This window comes from Pseudomonas sp. ADAK7 (genome assembly GCF_012935675.1).
Lineage (GTDB): Bacteria > Pseudomonadota > Gammaproteobacteria > Pseudomonadales > Pseudomonadaceae > Aquipseudomonas.
Map to the genome: position 1 here is coordinate 2,900,874 of NZ_CP052861.1, position 24,045 is coordinate 2,924,918.

Sequence of the window (24,045 nt, forward strand, 5' to 3'; positions counted from 1 at the left end):
ACCGATCAGTCACGGCGGATGTTGATCTGGCTCAAGTCCCGGTCGTGATAAAGTCGCCGCCCATCAGCCCCTTCGCTTTTTGAGACGACCAACGCAATGACCGATTTCCAGGATGTCGATGCCCAACTTGAAGACTGGAACGCCTTGCGCACCAGCGCTTCGTTCAGCGGCCTGCTGCTGGGCAACGGCGCCAGCCGCGCGGTATGGGACGACTTCGGCTACGACTCGCTGTTCGACAACGCGCGCACCGTCGAAGAAAAGCCCCTGAGCCAGTCCGAGCTGAGTGTGTTCGATGCGCTGCAAACCCGCAGTTTCGAGCAAGTGCTGAGCGCGCTGAAAATCACCAGCCGCGTCAACAAAGCCCTGGCCGTCAGCTCCGCCGCGCCGCGCAATCGCTACTACGCGATCAAGGAAGCGCTGATCAACACCGTGCACGCGGTGCACATCCCGTGGCGGCTGGTAGTGCCTTCGACGTTGGCGACGATCAATCAAGAGCTGGGCCGCTATCGGACGGTGTTCACCACCAACTACGATTTGCTCGGCAACTGGGCGATCCAGCACTCACCTGATGGGGTGACTGATTTGTTCCACGGCAGCGAGCCGAGCTTCGACTTGAGCGCCAGCGCCACCGACAAAACCCGTTTGCTGTACCTGCACGGTGGTCTGCACCTGGTGCGCAACCAGGACGGCACCGCGCGCAAACTGATGTCGACCGAGGGCACGTTGCTCGGCAGCTTTGCGATCAACAATACGATCAAGACCCTGGATGACGTGCCGCTGTTCGTCAACGAAGGGCCGGCGCAGGACAAGCTCAAGACCATTCGCAGTTCGGATTATTTGTCGTTCTGTTATGACCAGCTATTGGGGCATGGCGAGGGCTTGTGCATCTTCGGGCATGCGCTGGGCGAGCAGGACAGCCACATCATCCATGCGTTGCGCCAGGCGAAACCGAAGGTGGTCGCGGTGTCGATTTATCCGCGTACCAAGGCGTTTATCCAGCATCAGAAGCGGCATTACGCGAAGGGGTTTGAGGGGACGGGGGTTGAGTTAAGGTTTTTTGATTCGAAGACGCATGCGCTGGGCAGTTCGAAGTTGACCGTGCCGGTTGAAGTCTAAGGATCGTTCCCACGCTCTGCGTGGGAATGCCTCCAGGGACGCTCTGCGTTCCAATGGGACGCGGAGCGTCCCGGGCTGCATTCCCACGCAGAGCGTGGGAACGATCAACAGCCAAGTCATTCTTCGCTGCTATGCACCACCACCAGCAATTGCGCCTGAACCTCCCCCACTGACCGGATCCGATGCGGCTTCTGCGCATTGAAGTGCAGCGCATCCCCGCGATTGAGCAGCACCCGTTCGTTCATGAAGTCCACTTCCACCTGCCCTTCGTGAACAAACAGAAACTCTTCCCCCAAATGTTCCTTGAAGGTCTTGTCGGTGAATTCGCTCGGCGGGTAGATGATGAACGGCAACAGACTGCGTTCACTGACCTGATGGGCCAGCACCGCGTAACCGGGGCTGTGGTCGTTGGCGGCCAGGGACTGGCGTTCGTCGCTGCGCACTAGGCTGTAGCTGTCGAGGCTGATGTTGTCTTCGGAGAACAATTCCTCGACCTTCACGTTCAACGCCTTGGCCAGTTTCAAGGCAGCGGCAATCGACGGGGTGTTCAGCCCGCGCTCGACTTTCGACAGATAACTCTTGGTCATGCCGGACTTTTCGGCCAGGGACTCCAAAGTCACGCCAAGTTTTTTCCTGAGTAATTTCAAACGGATAGACATGTGCAGCGATTAATCCATGAAGGAATCGACGATTTGCCCTTGCCAATGACACAAAGTGTCATATAGCCTCTTTAGTGTCATTTGCACTCACCCACGACCTTGCAAGCAACGGGTAAACCGCAAACCCGACGTCCATTGAACCACCCAAAGGACACCGATATGGCCAAGACCTTAGCACTCCCCAAAGACCAACTGGTCAAGCAAGCGCTGATCCAGATGCAAAACACCCTGGCGGATAATACGTGGACCGACCGGCAAAAGCTGGCCCTGACCTGCCGCATCCTGTTCGAGAATGGTCACGACTCCGGCCTGGCCGGGCAAATCACCGCTCGCGGCCCGCAGCCTGGTACTTATTACACCCAGCAACTGGGCCTGGGTTTCGATGAAATCACCGCCGGCAATCTGCTGCTGGTCAACGAAGACCTGGAAGTGCTCGAAGGCCACGGTATGCCCAACCCGGCCAACCGTTTCCATAGCTGGGTGTACCGCGCCCGGCCGGATGTGAACTGCATCATTCACACGCATCCGACCCACGTCGCTGCGCTGTCGATGCTTGAAGTGCCGCTGCAGGTCTCGCACATGGACCTGTGCCCGCTCTACGAAGATTGCGCGTTTCTCGAAGCCTGGCCCGGTGTACCGGTTGGCAATGAAGAAGGCGAAATCATTGCCGGCGCACTCGGCGATAAACGCGCGATCCTGCTTTCCCACCACGGCCAATTGTCCACCGGCGCCAGCATCGAGGAAGCCTGCGTGATTGCGCAACTGATCGAACGCGCGGCGAAGTTGCAGTTGCTGGCCATGAGCGCCGGGACGATCAAACCGATCCTGCCGGAGCTGGGCCGCGAAGCCCATGACTGGATATCCAAGCCGAAACGCCACGCCGCCGCCTTCAACTACTACGCTCGGCAGAACCTGCGCCAACACGCCGATTGCCTGAACTGAACCCACTCATTTTCAAAAGAGGAGAGACAACATGTCGACCCCAACCATTCACGGCATCATCGGCTACACCATCACACCATTCAGCGCCAATGGCGTCGATCTTGAAGCCCTCGGGCGCTCCATCGACCGCCTGATCGACAGCGGCGTCCACGCCATCGCGCCGCTGGGTAGCACCGGCGAAGGCGCTTACCTGAGCGATGCGGAGTGGGATCAGGTCAGCGAGTTCAGTATCAAGCACGTGGCGAAACGGGTGCCGACCATCGTCAGCGTGTCCGACCTGACCACCGCCAAAGCCGTGCGCCGTGCGCGCTTCGCCGAGGCTCATGGCGCCGATGTGGTGATGGTATTGCCGGCGTCCTACTGGAAACTCAGCGAAACGGAAATCCTCGCCCACTACCGCGCCATTGGCGACAGCATCGGCGTGCCGATCATGCTCTACAACAACCCGGCCACCAGTGGCACGGACATGTCGGTGGAGCTGATCCTGCGGATTTTCAACGCCGTCGAAAACGTCACGATGGTCAAGGAAAGCACTGGCGACATCCAGCGCATGCACAAACTGCAATTGCTCGGCGATGGTCAGGTGCCGTTCTATAACGGCTGCAACCCGTTGGCGCTGGAAGCGTTTGCGGCCGGGGCAAAAGGCTGGTGCACGGCGGCGCCGAACCTGATCCCACAGCTCAATCTCGACCTGTATGAAGCGGTACTGGCCAATGACCTGGGCAAGGCGCGTGAGTTGTTTTATCGCCAGTTGCCGCTGCTGGACTTTATTCTCAAGGGTGGTTTGCCGGCGACGATCAAGGCCGGGTTGCGCGCGACCGGGCTGGAAGTGGGGGATCCACGGTTGCCGGTGTTTCCACTGAGCGAGGCGGGTTGCAGCCAGTTGCAGGGGTTGTTGAAAGCCTTGCGCTGATCTTGCACCTACTGATCGTTCCCACGCTCCTGCGTGGGAATGCAGCCGGGGACGCTCTGCGTCCCATTGGAACGCGGAGCGTCCCTGGAGGCATTCCCACGCAGGAGCGTGGGAACGATCAGCGGTAACTTAGAGCACCGGCAGCGTCTTGTCCTTGATTACCGTCGTCGGCCCGTTGGCCTTCACACTGGCAATCCCCTTCTCCCGTGCGGCATCGTTGGAATACGCCTCGCTGCTGCCGATGACCTCGTGATTACCGGCCTTGAGGTTGAAGTAAGGATGGCCATCCTTGGTGGTCTTTTTCTCGTAGCGCTCATCCAGCGGGCTGTTTTTCTGCACCGAGGCGATGCCGCCATCGGCAGCGGCGCGGGTGGTGTAGTGCTCGCTGTTCAGAATGGTTTCGGCATTGGCTGCTTTCAGCACAAACCGAAACTGCCCGTTGCTGGTTTTGCTCACTTCGTACCATCCGGACATGCTCGTTCTCCTTGGCAATTGAGAGGGTTCGCGCCAAAGAGTAAAGACCACCCAGTGATGTCTGTCGCCTGTACCCGCCCCTTCGCGAGCAAGCCCGCTTCCACAGGTGGAATGCATTCCAAGGTGGGAGCGGGCTTGCTCGCGAAAGGGCCGACACGGTTTAAGCTATTTCACCGCAGTGCGAACCACCGACAACTCCGGCGCCTGCACCCGACGCTGCGACAAATACCGCATGCAACTCACCCGCAGGAACGAAGCAAAATTCACCACCTCCCCGCGATAATCCATCACCTCTTCATACAGTTTGGCGATCAACTGGTTGGTGGTCATGCCGTCGACTTCGGCGATTTCGCTGAGGATGTCCCAGAACTGATTCTCCAGACGCAGGGTGGTGACCACCCCGCAGATGCGCAGCGAGCGGGAGCGCGATTCGTAGAGGATCGGATCGGCCTTGACGTAGAGCTCGCACATGGAAACGTCCCTCGTTACAGCGTGATTTTGGTGCCCAGCAAACCGAGGAAACCGGCGAGCCAGTTCGGGTGCGCCGGCCAGGCGGGCGCAGTGGCCAGATTGCCTTGAACGTGGCCTTCCGTCACCGGGATATCGATGAACGTACCACCGGCCAAACGAACTTCCGGGGCACAGGCCGGGTAAGCGCTGCATTCGCGACCTTCGAGAATTCCAGCGGCGGCGAGCAATTGCGCGCCATGGCACACGGCGGCGATTGGCTTGCCGGCCTTGTCGAAGTCCCGCACCAGTTCCAGGACTTTTTCGTTCAGGCGCAGGTACTCCGGCGCACGACCGCCGGGCACCAGCAGTGCGTCGTAATCGCCGGCCTTCACCTTGGCGAAGTCGAAATTCAGGGCAAACAGGTGACCGGGTTTTTCGCTGTAGGTCTGGTCGCCTTCGAAGTCATGGATCGCGGTGCGCACGGTCTGGCCGGCGGTTTTCTCCGGGCACACGGCGTGCACGGTGTGGCCGACCATCAGCAGCGCCTGGAACGGCACCATCACTTCGTAGTCTTCGACGTAATCGCCGACCAGCATCAGGATTTTCTTGGCAGCCATGGGGAGGACTCCTCTGGGAATACGTGGGCGTGCAGGAGTATTCAAGGTAGTCCTTATCGGCGGCGGCAGGTAATAGCCGGTTACTACCGCCAATGAGCTTTTGTGGCGAGGGAGCTTGCTCCCGCTGGGCTGCGAAGCGGCCCCTCTCTTGACCTTAAAAAGAAGAGGACTGCTGCGCAGCCCAACGGGAGCAAGCTCCCTCGCCACAGGGATCGCGGCAAACTGTACGGATAACTCTGCGCCTAGCTGTAACAGGGCCAAACCTAATGTTTGTGGCTAGATGAAGCCACGTCCAATCACCCTGAATCCTGGTTGCCCATCATGTCCTCGCGCGAAAACACCGGCATGGCCCTCGGCCTGCTCGGCGTCGTCATCTTCAGCCTCACCCTGCCCTTCACGCGGATCGTCGTGCAGGAAATCCATCCGTTGCTCAACGGTCTGGGCCGCGCCTTGTTTGCGGCGGTGCCGGCGGCGATGCTGTTGTTGTGGCGACGTGAGAAGTGGCCGACCTGGAAACAGGTCAAGGGCCTGACCCTGGTGATCGCCGGGGTGATCCTCGGTTTCCCGGTGCTGTCAGCCTGGGCCATGCAGACGTTGCCGGCGTCCCATGGTGCGCTGGTCAACGGCCTGCAACCGCTGTGCGTGGCGCTGTACGCCGCGTGGCTGTCCCATGAACGGCCGTCAAAAGCCTTCTGGGCCTGCGCCGCGTTGGGCAGCGCGCTGGTGCTCGGTTATGCGCTGATCAGCGGCGCCGGCAGTATTCAGGCCGGTGATTTGCTGATGCTCGGGGCGATTGCCGTGGGCGGTTTGGGCTATGCCGAAGGTGGCCGATTGGCCAAGGAAATGGGCGGCTGGCAGGTGATCTGCTGGGCGCTGGTGCTGTCGACGCCGTTGCTGATCGGGCCGGTGGTGTACCTGGCGCTGCAACATCAGGGCGAGATCTCGGCCAAGACCTGGTGGGCGTTCGGCTACGTCTCGCTGTTTTCGCAGTTCATCGGGTTCTTTGCCTGGTACGCCGGGTTGGCGATGGGCGGGATTGCGCGGGTCAGTCAGATCCAGTTATTGCAGATCTTCTTCACGATTGCGTTTTCGGCGTTGTTCTTTGGCGAACACATCGAGCCGATTACCTGGCTGTTTGCGGGTGGGGTGATTGTGACGGTGATGTTGGGGCGAAAAACAGCCGTCAAACCCGCCCGCATTGCCACCGCATAACCTGTAGGAGCCAGGCTTGCCGGCGAAGGCGCCTTCAAAATCGCCTTCGCCGGCAAGCCTGGCTCCTACAGAATCAGAGGTAGCCGTCGGAACGCAGCAACGTTTCCAGGCAATGCTCAGTGATCTGATAGAAATCCTTCAATTCCTGAATCTTCACCAACAACTGCGCCGGGTCCACCGGCTCGGCGCGCTTGACCGCCAGGATCATCTTGTTCTTGTTGGTGTGGTCCAGTGAGATGAACTCGAACACCTTGGTCTCGTAGCCGCAGGCCTCAAGGAACAATGCGCGCAGGCTGTCGGTGACCATTTCCGCCTGTTGGCCCAGGTGCAAACCGTATTGCAGCATCGGCTTGAGCAGCGCCGGGCTCTGGATTTGCAGGCGGATCTGTTTGTGGCAGCACGGCGAGCACATGATGATCGAGGCACCGGAACGAATGCCGGTGTGGATCGCGTAGTCGGTGGCGATGTCGCAGGCATGCAGGGCAATCATCACATCCAGCTCGCTCGGCGCGACGCTGCGTACGTCGCCGCACTTGAACACCAGCCCCGGATGTTCCAGCTTCGCCGCCGCGGTGTTGCACAGGTTGACCATCTCTTCGCGCAACTCGACACCAGTGACTTCACCTTCAGCGTTCAAGGTGTTGCGCAGGTAGTCGTGGATCGCGAACGTCAGGTAACCCTTGCCCGACCCGAAATCCGCCACGCGCACCGGTTTGTCCAGCGCCAGCGGCGAGGTGGTCAGGGCATGGCTGAACACTTCGATGAACTTGTTGATCTGCTTCCACTTGCGCGACATCGCCGGGATCAGCTCGTGCTTGCTGTTGGTCACACCCAGGTCGGCGAGGAACGGCCGGCTCAGGTCGAGGAAGCGATTTTTCTCGCGGTTATGCTCGGCGGACGGCACTTCACGCAATTGCTGGGGTTTGCTCTTGAACAGCGAAGGCTTGCCCTTTTTGCTGTATTCGAGCTGGGCTTCATCAGTCAGGGACAGCAAATGCGCATTTTTGAACGCCTCGGGCAGCAGCGCGGCGATAGTCGCCACGCCTTCGGCCAGCGGGAAGTTCTTGGTGATATCGCGGGTCTTGTAGCGGTAGACGAAGGACAGGCAAGACTGATCCTTGACCGTGAGTTGCTTGATGATCAGTCGCTGCAAGTCCGCCTCGGGGCCGACGTACTTGGCCAGCACCAGTTTGATAAAGGCATTGGCGTCGAGGCTGGTTTGCAGCAAGTCGATGAACTGGGCGTGGTGATCCGGCGCGAGGCTGGCAGGAGTGGCGGTAGCAGACATGGGGAAAACGGCCTCGGGCGGTGCAAATCGGGAATGGCGGGTATTTTAGGGGGGATGTGGGTTTGGGACACGCTGTTATTTACCGAACGGCACGATCTGTAGCAGCTGCCGAGGTACGAGGCTGCGTCGCGTGTAGCAGCTGCCGAGGTACGAGGCTGCGTCGCGTGTAGCAGCTGCCGAGGTACGAGGCTGCGTTCGGCTGCGAAGCAGTCGTGAAATCAGAATACGCGGTGTTTCAGTAAAACTGCGTGGTCTGGTTTTACGACTGCTTCGCAGCCGAACGCAGCCTCGCAGGCTCGGCAGCTGCTACAGGCGGGACGTTGTTACTGAGATTTAGCCTAGAACGACCAACCGATTCGGCAATTCATTCCTCACCTGCGTCACCGGCACATGCACCTTGAGCAACTCACCGCAGGCCTCGATGCACGTCACAAACCCCTGCAACGTCTGGCCCTGTTTCACCTGTTGGGTAAACGCCGTGACAATTGCATCCCAGGTCTTGTTGTCCAGGCGCCTGGAAATCCCTTCATCCACCAGGATTTCCACGTAACGCTCGGCTTCGCAGACAAAGATCAACATCCCGGTGCTGCCCACGGTGTGGTGCAGGTTCTGCTCCAGGAACTGCCGCCGGGCCAGGTTCGAGGCGCGCCAGTGACGAACCCGGCGCGGGATCAAATGGGTGGTGATTTTCGGAATGCGGAACACCAGGCACAGCACGATAAAACTCGCCCATTGCACCAGCAACAGGCTGTGCATGGTCAGCGCGCCGGTCAGGTAATGCACCAGCCCCGGCACCACCAGCGCCAGCAAACTGGCCCATAGCAGCGGGATGTACACGTAGTCGTCGGCGCGGGCCGCGAGCACGGTGACCAGTTCGGCGTCAGTTTCGCGCTCGACCCGGGCGATCGCCTCGGCGACTTTGCGTTGTTCGTGTTCTGTCAGTAATGCCATGGTTTTCAGTGCCTGTTCCCATTTGTTTTTATGAGTAGCGTTATCACCAGCCGCCCGACGAACCTCCGCCCCCGAAACTGCCCCCGCCGCCGCTGAAGCCCCCGCCGCCTCCACCGCCGCCGCCAAATCCACCACCGCCGAAACCGCCCCCCGAACCACCGGAGCCACCGCGACCGGCCGGCAGGATACCGAGCATCTGGCAGATAAAAATCGTCAGGATGAACAGCATCACCAGGAAGATGAACACGCCAGGGTGGCGCGAGATGAAATCGCTCTCTTCGTTGCCGCCAGAGTCATACACCGTCGAGGGCTCGTCCAGCGGACTGCCGCCCAACACCACCAACATTGCCGCGACGCCATCGCTGATGCCCTTGCTGAAGTTGCCGGCCTTGAAGGATGGCGTGATCACCTGATTGATGATCACCGAACTCTGGGCATCGGTCAGGCGATCTTCCAGGCCATAACCGACTTCAATCCGCAGCTTGCGCTCATCGCGGGCAACGATCAGCAGCGCACCGTTGTTCTTGTCCTTCTGGCCGATGGCCCAGGCGCGACCGAGTTGATAACCGAAGTCAGCGATGTCGGTGCCCTGCAAATCCGGCAACGTCACCACCACCAATTGCTCGCCGGTGGCCGATTCGTGGGCCTGGAGCTGCTGGGTCAACTGCTCGCGCACCGCCGGCTCGATCATCTGCGCGTTGTCCACCACCCGCCCGGTCAGCGGCGGGAACTTCAACTCGGCCTGAGCCGTGACTGCAACCACCCAGAGCAACAGCACCAGGCCCATCTTCAACACGCGCATTGGCAACCTCATCCGTGTACCGCCATCAACACCTCCCCGTAGGAACTGCCGAAGGCTGCGCCTACAGGTCATTCACCTAGAATTTCACTTGCGGCGCTTTATCGGCATCCGGGCTGGTCGCTTCGAACGTCTCGCGAATCGGCAAATCGCTGTACATCACGCTATGCCACAGGCGACCCGGGAAGGTGCGGATTTCGGTGTTGTATTTCTGCACCGCGAGGATGAAGTCGCGGCGGGCCACGGCGATGCGGTTTTCGGTGCCTTCAAGTTGCGATTGCAGGGCCAGGAAGTTCTGGTTGGCCTTAAGGTCCGGGTAGCGCTCGGACACCACCATCAAACGACTCAGGGCGCCGGTCAGTTGATCCTGGGCCTGCTGGAATTGCTTGAGTTTTTCCGGGTTGTCCAGCGTATTGGCATCGACCTGGATCGAGGTCGCCTTGGCCCGGGCTTCGATCACCGCGGTCAGGGTTTCTTCTTCGTGCTTGGCATAGCCCTTGACGGTTTCCACCAGGTTGGGGATCAGATCGGCACGGCGCTGATACTGGTTCTGCACCTGGCCCCAGGCGGCCTTGGCCTGTTCGTCGAGGGTCGGGATGTTGTTGATGCCGCAGCCGGCGAGCAGCGTGGTCAACAGCATCAGCGCTGCAACGTGCAGGCTCGAACGATAGTTGAGTCGTACATTCATGTAGGTGGTGCTCCCGTGCACAATCCGTTGAAAAACTGCCCGTAACCTTTGAACCGGGCTCTTGGGGCATAATCTGCCGCCGCCACTGGATTGCAGCGTGGCAATGGGCTAAAAGATGCCCCCAGTACAAGAAACGCTTCAGAAGTGTGCTGCATTTACCTGAACAACAATAGTCGCTCCCTAAATTTTGGCTGATCGGCGCGTATTCACTGCCGTTTAGGCCTTTGAGAAAACTATTCATGAAGAAGCTGTGTTTGCTGGGCCTGTTCGTCAGCCTGGCCAGTCATAACGTATTGGCCGCCACGACCCCTGCACCTCTTGAGAACAAGGACGCTTTCATCAGCAATCTGATGAAGCAGATGACCCTTGATGAAAAAATCGGCCAATTGCGCCTGATCAGCATCGGCCCGGAAATGCCCCGGGAGCTGATCCGCAAGGAAATCGCCGCCGGCAACATCGGTGGCACGTTCAACTCCATTACCCGTCCGGAAAACCGTCCGATGCAGGACGCGGCCATGCGCAGCCGGTTGAAGATCCCGATGTTCTTCGCCTATGACGTGATCCACGGCCACCGGACAATTTTCCCGATCCCCATTGCCCTGGCGTCGAGCTGGGACATGGACGCCATCGGCCGCTCCGGGCGCGTTGCCGCCAAGGAAGCCGCCGCCGACAGCCTCGACATCACCTTCGCACCGATGGTCGATATCTCCCGCGACCCGCGCTGGGGCCGCACCTCCGAAGGTTTCGGTGAAGACACGTATTTGGTGTCGCGGATTGCCGGGGTGATGGTCAAGGCCTTCCAGGGCCAGGGCGCCAACGCCGCCGACAGCATCATGGCCAGCGTCAAGCACTTCGCCTTGTACGGCGCGATCGAGGGCGGTCGCGACTACAACGTCGTCGACATGAGCCCGGTCAAGATGTACCAGGACTACCTGCCGCCGTACCGCGCCGCGATTGACGCTGGTGCCGGCGGGGTGATGGTTGCGCTGAACTCGATCAACGGCGTGCCCGCCACCGCCAACACCTGGCTGATGAACGACCTGTTGCGCAAGGAGTGGGGCTTCAAGGGCCTGGCGGTCAGCGACCACGGGGCGATTTTCGAGCTGATCAAGCACGGCGTCGCGGCGGACGGTCGTGAAGCGGCGAAGCTGGCGATCAAGGCCGGCATCGACATGAGCATGAACGACACCCTCTACGGCAAAGAACTGCCGGGGCTATTGAAGGCCGGCGAAATCGAGCAGAAGGACATCGACAACGCCGTGCGTGAAGTGCTGGCCGCCAAGTACGACATGGGCCTGTTCAAGGACCCGTACCTGCGCATCGGCAAGGCCGAGGAAGACCCGGCCGACACCTACGCCGAAAGCCGCATGCACCGTCCGGAAGCCCGCGACGTCGCACGCCGCAGCCTGGTGTTGCTGAAAAACCAGAACGACACCCTGCCGCTGAAGAAAACCGCGAAAATCGCCCTGGTCGGTCCGCTGGCCAAAGCGCCAATCGACATGATGGGCAGCTGGGCCGCGGCGGGTAAACCGGCGCAATCAGTGACGCTGTTCGACGGCATGAACGCCGCCGTGGCCGACAAGGCGACGCTGATCTACGCCCGTGGCGCCAACATCACCAGCGACAAGAAAGTCCTCGATTACCTCAACTTCCTGAACTTCGATGCGCCGGAAGTGGTGGATGATCCGCGCTCGGCCCAGGTGCTGATCGACGAAGCGGTGAAAGCGGCCAAGGATGCTGACGTGGTCGTTGCAGCCGTCGGCGAATCCCGTGGCATGTCCCACGAATCGTCGAGCCGCACCGACCTGAACATCCCGGCCAGCCAGCGTGAATTGATCAAAGCCTTGAAAGCCACCGGCAAACCGCTGGTGCTGGTGTTGATGAACGGCCGTCCGTTGTCGATTCTCGAAGAGAAAGACCAGGCTGATGCGATCCTGGAAACCTGGTTCAGCGGCACCGAAGGTGGCAACGCCATTGCCGACGTGCTGTTCGGCGATTACAACCCGTCGGGTAAACTGCCGATCACGTTCCCGCGTTCGGTGGGTCAGATTCCGACCTACTACAACCATCTGAGCATTGGCCGGCCGTTCACGCCGGGCAAACCGGGCAACTACACCTCGCAGTATTTCGATGACACCACCGGGCCGCTGTTCCCGTTCGGGTTTGGCTTGAGCTACACCACGTTCAGCGTGGACGATATGGCGCTGTCGTCGACCACCCTGAACAAGACCGGCAAACTCGACGCCAGCGTCATGCTGAAAAATACCGGCAAACGCGACGGCGAAACCGTGGTGCAGTTGTACATCCAGGACGTGACCGGCTCGATGATCCGCCCGGTCAAGGAACTGAAGAACTTCCAGAAAGTCATGCTCAAGGCCGGCGAACAGAAAGTCGTGCACTTCACCATTACCGAAGACGACCTGAAGTTCTTCAACGCCCAGCTCAAGTACGGCGCAGAACCGGGCAAGTTCAATGTGCAGATCGGCCTGGATTCCCAGGACGTGACGCAGCAGAGCTTTGAATTGCTGTAACGCCGTGGACTGATCGTTCCCACGCTCTGCGTGGGAACGATCTGCGTACCAACTACCCCCGCCGATCCAGCAGATTCACCACCACCCGATCCACCCAGCCCCACACCCTCTGCTTGACCCGCCGCCACAGCGGCCGGCGTTGCCATTCCTCCAGGCTGACTTCCGAGCTCTGTGCAAAGTCCTTCTCGAAACTCGCCGCCACCGCCGCCGTCAGTCCGGGATCCAGTGCTTCAAGGTTGGCCTCCAGGTTGAAGCGCAGATTCCAGTGGTCGAAATTGCACGAACCAATACTCACCCAGTCATCCACCAGCACCATTTTCAGGTGCAGGAAGCACGGCTGGTATTCGAAGATTTTCACTCCGGCCTTGAGCAGGCGCGGGTAGTAGCGATGCCCGGCGTAGCGCACCGACGGATGATCGGTGCGCGGGCCGGTCAGCAGCAGGCGCACGTCGATACCGCGCACGGCGGCCTTGCGCAGCGAGCGGCGGACTTTCCACGTCGGCAGGAAATACGGCGTGGCCAGCCAGATGCGCTGTTGGCCACTGTTCAAGGCGCGGAACAACGACTGCAGGATATCGCGGTGCTGGCGGGCGTCGGCATAGGCAACCCGGCCCATGCCCTCGCCCATCGACGGTACGCGCGGCAAACGAGGCAAGCCAAAGTGCGAAGCGGGTTTCCAGGCGCGGCGATGGCGGTTGGCGATCCATTGGCGGTCGAACAGCAATTGCCAGTCGAGTACCAGCGGGCCGGTCATTTCCACCATCACTTCGTGCCATTCACTGGTGTCTTCGCCCGGCGTCCAGAATTCGTCAGTCACGCCTGTACCGCCGACCACCGCCAGGCTTTGATCGACCAGCAACAACTTGCGGTGATCGCGATAGAAATTGCCGACCCAACGCCGCCAGCTCAGGCGATTGTAGAAACGCAGTTCCACCCCCGCCGCCATCAAGCGTTGGCGCAGGTTCAGGGTAAACGCCAGGCTGCCATAGTCATCGAACAGGCAGCGCACCCGCACCCCGCGTTCGGCGGCCTGGACCAACGCCTGGACCATGGCCTCGGCGCAGGCGCCCGCCTCCACCAGATACAGTTCCAGTTCGACCTGCTCTTCGGCGCGGGCAATCGCCACCAGCATGCGCGGAAAGAACTGCGGACCATCGATCAGCAATTCAAAGTGATTGCCTTCACGCCACGGAAATACGGCACCGGCCATGTCAGCGCGCCGTGAAAATCAGCACCGCACTCACCGGCACCGACAGACTGATAGCCGACAAACCGGCGACCTTGCGCAAACCGTCCAGCCCTGGGGCCAGGTCGAAATCTTCAGCGTTGATCACCAATGGCTCCAACGTCACCACTTGAAAGCGCCGATCATCGAGCCTGGTCGCCAACAATTCGGTGTTGTATTCATGTTGCTTGCCGTGGAGGTTGACGGTCACTGGCAAACGCAATTCCAGCTGGGCGCCGGGGGCCAGATCGTTGATCGGCCGCAAGTCAATCTGCGCGCTGATCACGGCGTCGGGGAAGGTCTGGATCTCGAACAGGTCCTTGCGCATGCGCTCGTCCCGCAGCGGGATGCCGCTGTTGACCGAATCCATCTCGACTTCCACTTGCGCCAGGCCCTTGGGATCGACCTTGCCGTGCAGCACCAGAAAGCGCTGCACTTCGGAAATATTGGCGTTTTTGGTGCTGATGAACGACAGCCGCGAGGACTCGCCATCGAGGTACCAATCGGCATGGGCCGACAGCGTCGCCCCCGTCAGCAGCAGAAAGGCGAGGGTTTTGCAGAGGACGCGGTTGAGCATAGAGACTCGTGGGCAAATAAACGTGCACGAACCTTAACCGCCCGTGAGCCGTTTGCAAACTCGTAGCAGCTGGCGAAGCCTGCGTCCGGCTGCGCAGCAGTCGCGAATCCAGCCACCTCGGTCTTCCTGAAAAAACGTGGTGCCTGATTTTACGACTGCTGCGCAGCCGGACGCAGGCTTCGCCAGCTGCTACAGGGCGTTCGCGTCTTGAGTTGGGGGCAGAAGAGAATGCGTTCACCAATAGGCGCTGCCGCAGGCTGCGATCTTTTACGCTTTAGGCCAACGCCTGCTGCACATCGCCAATGGTGGTGGCCAAGCTGTTCAGGTGCAGGCTCAACACCCTCTCCACCGGCGCCTGATCCATCGGCCAGTGCAGCGCCATGCTGCCGACCAATCGACCATTGGCGTGAATCGGCAACGCCACCGCGCGAATCAGAAACGGCAGGCGCACCGGGTATTCCCAGTAGCCTTCGGTGCGTTGGCCGAAACCCTGATGCAACGCCTGCTCACTGACGTGATACGGCGCGTCATCGTTGAGCCGCTCACGGCCGGCGAGTCGTTCTACTTCATGGGTTTGCAGCTCACCCAGGCACGCCCGGCCCATGGCCGAATGAAACAGGCTGGCATGCTGGCCGACGATGTAGCAGTTCTTCGGATAGCGCTTGCGCAGCACCGTGGGGATCGCGCTTTCCATCACTTCGACGCGCTCGCCGTCGAAGCTCGACAGGTCCGCCACCAACCCGGTGCGCTCGCTCAATTCCAGCAACAGCGGCGCCGCGCTTTCCACCAGGCGCCGTTTGAACCGCTGCTCGCTGTCGCCGAACAAGCGCTTGGCGCACAACCGATAACGCCGGTCGCTCAAGCCGCGATAAATCCAGCCCTGCTCCAGCAAGGTCAGCAACATGCGCGACACCGTGGCCTTGGGCAGGGTCGTCAGGTAGTGCAGTTCCTCCAGACCCAGCGCCTGATGCTCGCCCAGCAAATCGATGATCGCCAAGGCCCGTTCGACCGAGCGTACGCTGCCGGATTCGGTCTTGCTGTCCATGGATTCGACCTCCTGAGTACGGATGGATGATCGCTTTATGCAGCAAGATGCGGGCCCGCCCGATAGGCTCAGATCGCTTGCAGGCATGCCGGTGGTCGGCGCTTGACCCATTGCGTCAGCTGCTCATGAGCGAAAGCCAGTTGCAGCACGGCTCGATCCGCCTGCGCCGGGCCGATAATCTGCAAGCCCATCGGCAAGCCGCTCGCGTTGAAACCCACCGGCACATTCATGCTCGGCAAACCGGCCAGCGTCGGCCCGATCACCACCTCCATCCAGCGGTGATAAGTGTCCATGGTCTGCCCGCCGACGAGGCGCGGCCACGGCGTCTGTGCGTCAAAAGGGAACACTTGCGCGGTGGGCAACAGCAGAAAGTCGTAACGTTCGAACAACTCACTCAAGGCTCGATACCACTCGCTACGACTGACCGATGCCTGGTAGACATCCGCCGCCGTCAGCCGCAAGCCACCCTCGATTTCCCATTGCGCCTCGGGTTTGAGCAGGTCGCGCTGTTGCGGATCGGCATACAACGCACCGAGGCTGCCCTGCACCAACCAGTGCCGGTGCACCAGCCAGGTTTGCCACAAGCGTTCCATGGAGAAATCCGGCTGACAGGCTTCGACCTTGCAACCCAGTGCGGTGAAATCTTCCAGCGCCATTTCGCACAGGCTCAACACGCCGTCGTCCATGGGCAGATAGCCGTTGTAGTCACCCAGCCAGCCGATCCTCACACCGCTGAAATCCCGCGTGAGGGATTCGGTAAAGATCTGCGGGTCCTGCGTGAGCGACAACGGCACGCGCGCGTCGTAACCGGCCTGAATACTCAGCAACCGCGCGACATCCGTGACGCTGCGGCCCATCGGCCCTTCCGTCGCCAGTTGCTGGACGAACACTTCCAGTCCGGGGCCGTGGGGCACGCGGCCCTGGGACGGACGAAAGCCGAACACGTTGTTGAACGCCGCCGGGTTGCGCAGCGAACCCATCATGTCGCTGCCGTCGGCCACCGGCAGCATGCGCAACGCCAGCGCCACTGCCGCCCCGCCGCTGCTGCCGCCGGCGATCAACGTCGGGTCATAGGCGTTGGTGGTGGTGCCGAACACGCTGTTGTAGGTCTGCGAGCCGAGGCCGAACTCCGGGACGTTGGTCTTGCCGATGATGATGGCCCCACTTTCGCGAACCCGCGCCACGCTGATGGCGTCATGTTGCGGGACTTGCTCGCCGAACAGCGGCGAGCCCATGGTCGTGCGCAAACCGGCGGTGGCCGCGAGGTCTTTGATGGCTTGCGGCATGCCATGCATCCAGCCACGGGACTGACCTGCGTCCAACTGCTGGTCGCAGGCGTCGGCCTCGGCGAGTAACTCATCGCTCGGGCGCAGGGACACCAGCGCGTTGACCGACGGATTGAAACGCTCGATGTGCGCCAGGTAGGCCAGCATCACTTCCCGGCAAGAGACCTGCCGGGCATGAATCGCCCCTGACAGGGCATCGGCGTCCATTTCAACAATCGGATTAATGCTCAAGGCTTCACCTCAAGATTGAGAGCGTTGGATGTCTTTACCCTTGGCGCTTCGTGCATACAGTAAGTGCCCAACAGCGTCAGCACGCAAGCGAACAGCACGTAGAAGGCCGGCGCCACGGGGGTGGCCAGCACCTTGCTGAGCCAGGTGACAATCAGCGGCGCGAAACCGCCGAAGAGCATGACCGCAACGTTGTAGGCCACCGACACCCCGGTAGAGCGCACGCTGATCGGGAATTGTTCGGCCAGTGCCGTCGGGGCCGGGCCGAAGAACCCGCCGATAGCGCTGCACAACAACAGTTGCATCACCAGCAGACGCTCCACCGAGGGCGCCGCCGCGACCCACACGTACAGCGGATACACCATCAGGAAAAACGCCAACGTGAACGCCATCAACACCGGGCGGCGGCCGAGGCGATCCGACAGCGCGCCGGACAACGGAATGATCACGGTCATCACCGCCACCGCGAGCATCTGCACCAGCAGCACCTGATCCAGCGGCAGGCCGAGGTTCTTGTGGGCGAAGGTCGGCATGTTCACCAGCACCACGTAAAACGACACGGTCGCGCCGCACGCCAGGCCCATCGACACCAGAATGCTGCGCCGATGTTCGCGGATCACTTGCAGCAAGCTCGGGCTCGCCCCTTTGGCCTGCTTGCGTGCCTCGAGAAACTCTTCCGGTTCTTCCATGTGCTTGCGAATCCACAAGCCCACCGGACCGATCAGCAAACCGATCATGAACGGAATCCGCCAACCCCAACTGTCCAGCGCCTCGGGGGACAGCAGATGGGTGAACAACGCCACCATCGCCGCCCCGGAAAACACCGCCAGGCATTGCCCCACCAATTGCCAGGAACCGTACAAACCCTTTTGATGCGCCGGCGCACTTTCCACGAGGAACGCGGTGGCACTGGCGTATTCGCCACCCGTGGCGAAACCTTGCAGCATCCGCGCAACCACGATCAACAGCGGCGCGCCCATGCCGATGGCGGCATAGTTCGGCGCGAAGGCGATCAGCGCGATAGACACTGTCATCAGGCGGATGATCATCTGCATCGCCGCTTTGCGCCCTTTGCGATCGGCATACATGCCCAACAAAATGCCGCCCACCGGGCGCATGAAAAACCCGACGCCAAAGGTCGCCAGTGCCATCAGCAACGACGCGTATTCATCCTGCGACGGGAAAAACTGCCGGGCGATGATGCTCGCCAGAAAGCCGTAAACGATGAAGTCATACCATTCCAGGGCGTTGCCGATAACGGCGGCGACCACCTGCCGGGTGCGCGAAGCACCTATGCTCGAAGTTTGCATGGGGAACTCTCCAAAAACCTGTGGGTTGATCGCGGGCGCAACGAGGCGCGCCCGATCCAGCGGCAGTTGAAAGTGCAATCGTCAGGCGGGCTTGAGCCAGCTCTCGGCCAGCGCGCCCCAATACGCCGCGCCGGTCAGCAGGATGTCGTCGTTGAAGTCGTAGCCAGGGTTGTGGACCATCGGCCGCGAGACGCCATTGCCGATAAACAGGTAGGCGCCGGGGCAGCGTTGCAGCATCCAGGCGAAGTCTTCGCTGCCCATGAGTTTGGGCGTGTTGCCATCCACGGCGTCCGCACCGAGCAGCTCAACGCCGACTCGCCGGGCGAATTCGTTTTCAGCGGCGTGGTTGACCAGCACCGGATAGGCCGGTCGATGCTCGATACGGGCGCTGCACGCAAAGCTGCGGGCCTGGGATTCGATGATGGCGCGCACCCGTTCGAGGGTGAGTTGACGAACCTCTGCGTTCAGCGCCCGCAGGCTCAGGCGCAGAATGGCCTGTTGCGGGATGACGTTGGCCGCCTCCCCGGCCTGAAAGGCTCCGACCGTCACCACCGCCGCCTGCTGTGCATCGATGTTGCGCGCGACCACGGTTTGCAGGGCCATGACCACACTGGCCGCCGCCACCAGCGGATCCACCGCCAGATGCGGCATCGAGCCGTGTCCACCAACGCCCTCAATGGTCACTGTCAGCAAATCCTGCGAGGCCATCATCGGCCCTTCGCGAAAGCCCAAGTGACCGGCCGGCAGACCCGGCATGTTGTGCATGCCGAACAGCGCATCGCAGGGAAAACGCTCCAGCAGGCCATCGGCGAGCATCGCTTCGGCGCCGCCCTGCCCCTCTTCGGCAGGCTGGAAAATCAGGGTCAGGGTGCCGTCGAACTGACGCGTCGCCGCCAGATAACGCGCAGCCCCCAACAACATCGTGGTGTGCCCGTCATGACCGCACGCATGCATGCAGCCTTGATGCCGACTGCTGTAGGGCGCGCCGGTATTCTCGATGATCGGCAACGCGTCCATGTCCGCCCGCAGACCCAGTTTGCGCGAACTGCTGCCGTTACGCAGGACGCCGACCACGCCGGTCTTGCCGATGCCGGTGTGCACCTCGTAACCCCATTCTTCGAGGGATCGGGCCACCAGTGCCGAGGTGCGGTTTTCCTCGAAGCCCAGTTCCGGGTGGGCGTGGATGTCCTGGCGCGTGGCGTGCAGGTCGCTGGCCACATCACTGATCCAGGCGAGAATGTGCTGATGTCGGGTCATGACGATTATCCTCAGGCCGGGTGTATTCCCGTTCTTTTTGTTCGCTGTGATTTCGCGACACATCAAGGCAGGTCGCGCTCACCGCCAGATAACCGCGAGTACGGCGCAAGGACAATCGAATGTGGTTCCACTGCATGGAACCTGAGGGACGCAGACACCTTTGTAGCAGCTGGCGAAGCCTGCGTTCGGCGGCGCAGCCGTCGTAAAACCGGACAGACCGAGGTGTCGGGATTGGCGACGGCTTCGCCGTCGAACGCAGGCTTCGCCAGCTGCTACAGGGATCCGTGCAGGTTGCGATCTATCAGGGCGACAAGCGGCAACCTTGCCGTTCACCGACCCAGAAGGCCGTGTTGCTCCGCCCCAGGCCGCTGACCGTTACGCGCTTGCTCGCGGCGTCATCGTCAAATCCGCTGAAGGGCAGCCACTGCTTCACATAGCCACGGCAATACCCGGCGTCATTGTTCATCACATAGCGGCACGAACAATATTCCTTGGCGGTGTAGGCGCTGATGATGTCGGGGAATGCCCACAGCGCCACCCGCTCCTGCCAGATCCAGCCGAGCAGCAAAATCAGCACTAACAGCAGAACGCTGGCGAATGGACGACGACGAACAAAACGGCTCATGGCTGCACCTTCCTGGCAAACGCCTTGAGCGCGAGCTTGAGCAGTTCGTTGTGCTGATACGTCCCGTCGCGATCATCGGCATAACGCACGATCACCAGGTTTTCGCTGGGGATTACGTACAGCGCCTGACCCCAGTGGCCCAGCGCGGCGAAGGTATCGGCCGGCGCTGCGGGCCACGGTGGCGCGGCGCCGTCCACCGCGCGATTGAGCCACCACTGGCCGCCAGGGACGGCCTCGTCCTGATGGGCGCGATAACCGGCGAAGGGTTCGCGGTTGAAGGCGACCCAGTCCTTGGGCAGTAATTGCCGATCGCCCCAGCGACCGTCTCGCGCCATCAACAGCCCGACCCGCGCCAGGTCCCGGGCGGTGAGGTAGGCATAGGATGAGGCGACAAACGTCCCGGTGGCGTCGGTTTCCCACACGGCATGGCGAATCCCCAAAGGCTCGAACAATGCAGTCCATGGATAGTCCGGATAGCGGTTCGGGCCGACGATGGTTTTCAGCGCCGCCGACAGCAGGTTGCTGTCGCCGCTGGAATAACGGAAGGCCTGGCCGGGGGCTGCGTATTCGTCATGGGCGGCGGTGAACGCGGCCATGTTCGCGTGACCACGGGTGTAGAGCATGGCCACTACCGAGGACTTCAGCGGCGCGTATTCGTAGTCTTCCTGCCAGTCCAGACCGGAGGCCCAATGCAGCAGGTCGGCCAGGGTAATCGCCGGGTGGTTTTCCAGAGTCGGGTAGAACTTCACCACCGGGTCCTGCAACCTGAACAAGCCTTCGCCATAGGCCACGCCGAGGACCGTGGCCATCAGGCTTTTGCTGATCGACCAGGTCAGGTGCGGGGTGTCGGCGGTGGTCGGTCCGGCGTAGCGTTCGTAGATCAGTTGACCGTCGCGGATCACCAGCAAGGCGTCGGTGCGGATGCCGGTTCGGGTGGAGTCATCGCGGAGTGGGAAGGCGTAGGTTTCCAGGGCTTCGAGGGCCGGGCCGGTGATGGTTGGGCCGGGCGACCATTGTTCGGCAGGCCAGTATTCGGCGTGGGCCGTCAGGCTCAGCAGCAGCATGAAAAGGAGGGACACGCCTTTGAACATGGTGGGGGCTCGGGAGGATGGACCTGCTGAGCCTAGTTGAGGTTGATGACAGTTTTGGAATGTGCGTCGGTCATTAATAATTTGCCCCCATTCCTCCTGTAGGAGCGAGGCTTGCCCGCGAAGAGGCCCGTCAGTCGGACAAAGATCCCGCCAACGCCTTGGCCAACCGCTTCCCCCGCGCGCCCGCCGCCAATTCCATCACCGCTTGATCGCGCTGCCACATCGCCGCCCACAACGGTGGCCCTTCAGCCAGCGCCTGATTCACCTCGGCCTTGAGCCCATCAAACTGCGCAAACAACCCACCGAGCAACACATGCCCGGCCGGATTACTCGGTGCCTGCCGACTGACCTCCGCACACCCGGCCAATAGCGCGAGCAAGCGCAGTTGCAGGGTTTGCGGCCAGTCGCTGTCCTGCCCGACGCCGTACAACCAGGCGCTCATGGCGCTCAGCACATAGATGTCTTCCAACGTTCGGAACGGTTTGACGTAAGCGTCCCAGCCATCCCCGGCCAGCAATTCGCAGAAAGCGTTGTCGAGAAACACCCGGCCGTGACTGATGTCCGGCATCAAGGCGATGGTCGGGAGTTTTTCCAGGCGCACGCCTGGCTCGCCGGGATAGACCACTGCCAGATTCAGGCGCGGGACTTCGCCGGGCTCTTCGCTGCGCGCGGCGATCAGTAGCCAGTCGGCGGCGTCGCCGGCGGTGACGAAATCCTTGCGCCCGTTCAGGCGCAAATCCTTGAGGCGGGTCTGCATGTCGGCTGGGCGCAGGCTGCGCTGTTCGGTCGCGCACAGGGCGCCGAGGCTCTGCGGCGCACTCGGCCACAGCACACGCAATGCCGCCTGATAACCCACCAGAAACGCCAGCCCCGGCGTCGCCATCAGGCGTGCGCCGGCCACCGCCAGTTCGAACGGCGTGACCGTGCCCAACTGATGCAACAACGTCGCAAAGCCTTCGGCCAGGTCGGCATTGGCCGGCAGGCGTTCGCGGCGATTGAGCAGGGTTTGCCAGGGCATAGGAGTCTCCTTGTGGGCTGTCATATAAGCATCACCAAAGCTTAACGGCGATGACACCGGGGCTACATAGCCTGACTTTGCACAACACGGCTGCATAAAGAAAGTCGATCGGCTGCAACCCACGACGGGTGAACGGCCCGTACGGAGATTCGCAATGACTCAGATCGCCCGCATCAGCGACACCGGCAATGAACGCCGCCTGCAAGCCGAACGCCTGATCGGCAGCGAGGCCCTGCAGGAAGCCCAGGCCTTGCGCTTCAACGTTTTCAGCGGCGAATTCAACGCCAAACTGAAAGGCGCGGAACGCGGTCTGGACATGGATGACTATGATGTTCACTGCGCCCACATCGGCGTGCGTGACTTGAACACCGGCCGTTTGGTGGCCACCACCCGTTTACTCGACCACACCGCCGCCAGCAGCCTGGGCAAGTTCTACAGCGAAGAAGAATTCAGCCTCCACGGCTTGGTTTCTCTTAAAGGCCCGATCCTCGAAATCGGTCGCACCTGCGTCGATCCGGCTTACCGCAACGGCGGCACCATCGCCGTGCTTTGGGGCGAACTGGCCGAAGTCCTCAACCAGGGCGGCTACAGCTATTTGATGGGTTGCGCGAGCATCCCGATGCAGGACGGCGGCATTCAGGCCCACGCCATCATGCAGCGCCTGCGCGAACGCTACCTGTGCACCGAACACCTGCGCGCCGAGCCGAAAAAGCCGCTGCCGACGCTGGATATTCCCTCGAACGTGATCGCGGAAATGCCGCCACTGCTCAAGGCCTATATGCGCCTGGGCGCGAAGATCTGCGGCGAGCCGTGCTGGGACGAAGACTTCCAGGTTGCCGACGTGTTCATCCTGCTCAAGCGCGACGAACTCTGCCCGCGCTACGCCAAGCACTTCAAGGCGGCCATGTAATGAGCCGCCTGCGGGTGTACGCGCGAATTGCGCGAGTGCTGTTCGTGGTGGCGCTGGGCCTGACCATGGCCAGCGTGTTCGGATTGTTCGAGCGCGCAGGAATTGCTCATTCGATGGTCCGGCGTCAGCGCTGGTCGCGGTTCTTCATGGCGCGGTTGAGCAACGCCCTGCCCTTTCGCGTGACCGTGCATGGCGAGCTGCCGAAAGTGCCGATGCTGTGGGTCAGCAACCACGTGTCCTGGACCGACATTCCGTTGCTGGGGATGATCACGCCGCTGTCGTTCCTGTCCAAGGCCGAAGTGCGCACCTGGCCGGTGGCTGGCTGGTTGGCGGCGAAGGCTGGCAGTTTGTTTATCCGTCGCGGTTCGGGCGACAGCCAGTTGATCCGCAAGCAGATGACGCGTCATCTGGAACAACAGCATCCACTGCTGATGTTCCCGGAAGGCACCACCACCGACGGCCGTTCGTTGCGTACTTTCCACGGTCGTCTGCTGTCAGCGGCGATTGATGCCGAAGTCGCGATGCAACCGGTGGCGATCCGTTATCTGCGTGACGGCGAAATCGATTCGCTGGCGCCGTTTATTGGCGATGATGATTTGCTCTCGCACTTGATGCGCTTGTTTGCCAATGATCGGGGCGAGGTGGAGATTCACCTGCTCAAGCCGATTGCTTGCGAAGGTCGCGAGCGCGCGGCGCTGGCGTTCGAAGCGCAGCAGGCGGTGCAGCGGGCGTTGTTTGGTGAAGTGGCGAAACCTGCCGAACCGCGGCGTGCCGGCGAACTCATCGCCGCGTAATGCTTTTTTGTAGGAGCGAGGCTTGCCCGCGAAGAACGA

24 protein-coding genes are annotated in these 24,045 nt (G+C 61.3%); 7 read left to right on the forward strand and 17 right to left on the reverse strand.

Features of this window, described 5'->3' with window-relative positions:
• Positions 1-96: 96 nt before the first annotated feature.
• Complete coding sequence (locus HKK53_RS13525) at positions 97-1,116, forward strand: DUF4917 family protein (protein WP_169371234.1); 1,020 nt, start codon at positions 97-99, stop codon at positions 1,114-1,116.
• A 116-nt stretch (positions 1,117-1,232) separates the two neighbouring features.
• On the opposite strand, the gene HKK53_RS13530 is transcribed toward HKK53_RS13525, so the two are convergent.
• On the reverse strand, positions 1,233-1,775 hold the full coding sequence (locus HKK53_RS13530) for a helix-turn-helix domain-containing protein (protein ID WP_169371235.1): 543 nt from the start codon (positions 1,773-1,775) through the stop codon (positions 1,233-1,235).
• Positions 1,776-1,934: 159 nt separating this feature from the next.
• On the opposite strand from HKK53_RS13530, the gene HKK53_RS13535 reads away from it, so the two are divergent.
• Together HKK53_RS13535 and HKK53_RS13540 are read left to right on the forward strand one after the other, a co-directional pair.
• Positions 1,935-2,717 (forward strand): aldolase, encoded by a 783-nt coding sequence (locus HKK53_RS13535; protein ID WP_054615903.1) that lies wholly within the window; start codon positions 1,935-1,937, stop codon positions 2,715-2,717.
• Positions 2,718-2,748: 31 nt separating this feature from the next.
• Entirely contained in the window at positions 2,749-3,630 is an 882-nt protein-coding gene (locus tag HKK53_RS13540) for a dihydrodipicolinate synthase family protein (RefSeq protein WP_169371236.1), read from the forward strand.
• Between the two features lie 129 nt (positions 3,631-3,759).
• Here HKK53_RS13540 and HKK53_RS13545 read toward each other — a convergent pair whose 3' ends face one another.
• The 3 genes from HKK53_RS13545 to HKK53_RS13555 all read right to left on the reverse strand — a co-directional run bounded on the left by HKK53_RS13545 (position 3,760) and on the right by HKK53_RS13555 (position 5,171).
• Positions 3,760-4,104 (reverse strand): YegP family protein, encoded by a 345-nt coding sequence (locus tag HKK53_RS13545; protein ID WP_169371237.1) that lies wholly within the window; start codon positions 4,102-4,104, stop codon positions 3,760-3,762.
• 165 nt (positions 4,105-4,269) lie between these two features.
• Positions 4,270-4,575 carry a ribbon-helix-helix domain-containing protein gene (locus tag HKK53_RS13550; protein ID WP_169371238.1) on the reverse strand — a complete coding sequence of 102 codons (306 nt, stop codon included), beginning with the start codon at positions 4,573-4,575 and terminating at the stop codon, positions 4,270-4,272.
• A gap of 14 nt (positions 4,576-4,589) precedes the next feature.
• Positions 4,590-5,171, reverse strand: coding sequence for a DJ-1/PfpI family protein (locus tag HKK53_RS13555; RefSeq protein ID WP_169371239.1), 582 nt, complete (start codon positions 5,169-5,171; stop codon positions 4,590-4,592).
• A 321-nt stretch (positions 5,172-5,492) separates the two neighbouring features.
• Here HKK53_RS13555 and HKK53_RS13560 point away from each other — a divergent pair, with 321 nt between their 5' ends.
• The gene (locus HKK53_RS13560; protein WP_169371240.1) at positions 5,493-6,383 is read left to right on the forward strand and encodes a DMT family transporter; all 891 of its coding nucleotides are present in this window, start codon (positions 5,493-5,495) and stop codon (positions 6,381-6,383) included.
• Positions 6,384-6,456: 73 nt separating this feature from the next.
• On the opposite strand, the gene HKK53_RS13565 is transcribed toward HKK53_RS13560, so the two are convergent.
• From HKK53_RS13565 to HKK53_RS13580, 4 genes are all read right to left on the reverse strand, one after another.
• Positions 6,457-7,671 (reverse strand): class I SAM-dependent methyltransferase, encoded by a 1,215-nt coding sequence (locus tag HKK53_RS13565; RefSeq protein WP_169371241.1) that lies wholly within the window; start codon positions 7,669-7,671, stop codon positions 6,457-6,459.
• A gap of 333 nt (positions 7,672-8,004) precedes the next feature.
• The gene (locus tag HKK53_RS13570; RefSeq protein ID WP_169371242.1) at positions 8,005-8,622 is read right to left on the reverse strand and encodes a TPM domain-containing protein; all 618 of its coding nucleotides are present in this window, start codon (positions 8,620-8,622) and stop codon (positions 8,005-8,007) included.
• Between the two features lie 43 nt (positions 8,623-8,665).
• Positions 8,666-9,424: a TPM domain-containing protein gene (locus HKK53_RS32810; RefSeq protein WP_169371243.1), complete on the reverse strand. Its 759-nt coding sequence runs from the start codon at positions 9,422-9,424 to the stop codon at positions 8,666-8,668.
• Between the two features lie 76 nt (positions 9,425-9,500).
• Entirely contained in the window at positions 9,501-10,109 is a 609-nt protein-coding gene (locus tag HKK53_RS13580) for a LemA family protein (RefSeq protein WP_169371244.1), read from the reverse strand.
• Between the two features lie 239 nt (positions 10,110-10,348).
• On the opposite strand from HKK53_RS13580, the gene bglX reads away from it, so the two are divergent.
• Complete coding sequence (gene bglX, locus HKK53_RS13585) at positions 10,349-12,640, forward strand: beta-glucosidase BglX (RefSeq protein WP_169371245.1); 2,292 nt, start codon at positions 10,349-10,351, stop codon at positions 12,638-12,640.
• A gap of 52 nt (positions 12,641-12,692) precedes the next feature.
• On the opposite strand, the gene HKK53_RS13590 is transcribed toward bglX, so the two are convergent.
• The 9 genes from HKK53_RS13590 to HKK53_RS13630 all read right to left on the reverse strand — a co-directional run bounded on the left by HKK53_RS13590 (position 12,693) and on the right by HKK53_RS13630 (position 22,302).
• Entirely contained in the window at positions 12,693-13,850 is a 1,158-nt protein-coding gene (locus tag HKK53_RS13590; protein WP_169371246.1) for a phospholipase D-like domain-containing protein, read from the reverse strand.
• Position 13,851: 1 nt separating this feature from the next.
• On the reverse strand, positions 13,852-14,442 hold the full coding sequence (locus HKK53_RS13595) for a YceI family protein (protein WP_169371247.1): 591 nt from the start codon (positions 14,440-14,442) through the stop codon (positions 13,852-13,854).
• 274 nt (positions 14,443-14,716) lie between these two features.
• A complete protein-coding gene (locus HKK53_RS13600) occupies positions 14,717-15,487 on the reverse strand; it encodes an IclR family transcriptional regulator (protein ID WP_169371248.1) in 771 nt (256 codons plus the stop codon).
• Between the two features lie 68 nt (positions 15,488-15,555).
• Positions 15,556-17,004: an amidase gene (locus HKK53_RS13605; protein WP_442962284.1), complete on the reverse strand. Its 1,449-nt coding sequence runs from the start codon at positions 17,002-17,004 to the stop codon at positions 15,556-15,558.
• Positions 17,001-18,311 (reverse strand): citrate-proton symporter, encoded by a 1,311-nt coding sequence (locus HKK53_RS13610; RefSeq protein WP_169371249.1) that lies wholly within the window; start codon positions 18,309-18,311, stop codon positions 17,001-17,003. Before HKK53_RS13610 ends, HKK53_RS13605 begins: the two co-directional genes overlap by 4 nt.
• Before the next feature lie 81 nt (positions 18,312-18,392).
• Positions 18,393-19,568, reverse strand: coding sequence for a M20 aminoacylase family protein (locus HKK53_RS13615; protein WP_169371250.1), 1,176 nt, complete (start codon positions 19,566-19,568; stop codon positions 18,393-18,395).
• Between the two features lie 301 nt (positions 19,569-19,869).
• Positions 19,870-20,193, reverse strand: a complete 324-nt coding sequence (locus tag HKK53_RS13620; protein WP_169371251.1) for an amidase — start codon at positions 20,191-20,193, stop codon at positions 19,870-19,872.
• Positions 20,190-21,284, reverse strand: coding sequence for a serine hydrolase domain-containing protein (locus HKK53_RS13625; protein WP_169371252.1), 1,095 nt, complete (start codon positions 21,282-21,284; stop codon positions 20,190-20,192). The genes HKK53_RS13620 and HKK53_RS13625 overlap by 4 nt, the downstream gene beginning before the upstream one ends.
• A 130-nt stretch (positions 21,285-21,414) precedes the next feature.
• Positions 21,415-22,302 (reverse strand): acyl-CoA dehydrogenase family protein, encoded by an 888-nt coding sequence (locus tag HKK53_RS13630; RefSeq protein WP_169371253.1) that lies wholly within the window; start codon positions 22,300-22,302, stop codon positions 21,415-21,417.
• A 154-nt stretch (positions 22,303-22,456) separates the two neighbouring features.
• Here HKK53_RS13630 and olsB point away from each other — a divergent pair, with 154 nt between their 5' ends.
• On the forward strand, positions 22,457-23,212 hold the full coding sequence (gene olsB / locus HKK53_RS13635) for an L-ornithine N(alpha)-acyltransferase (RefSeq protein WP_054046852.1): 756 nt from the start codon (positions 22,457-22,459) through the stop codon (positions 23,210-23,212).
• Positions 23,212-24,006 (forward strand): lysophospholipid acyltransferase family protein, encoded by a 795-nt coding sequence (locus HKK53_RS13640; RefSeq protein ID WP_169371254.1) that lies wholly within the window; start codon positions 23,212-23,214, stop codon positions 24,004-24,006. Before olsB ends, HKK53_RS13640 begins: the two co-directional genes overlap by 1 nt.
• The last annotated feature ends 39 nt before the right edge of the window (positions 24,007-24,045 follow it).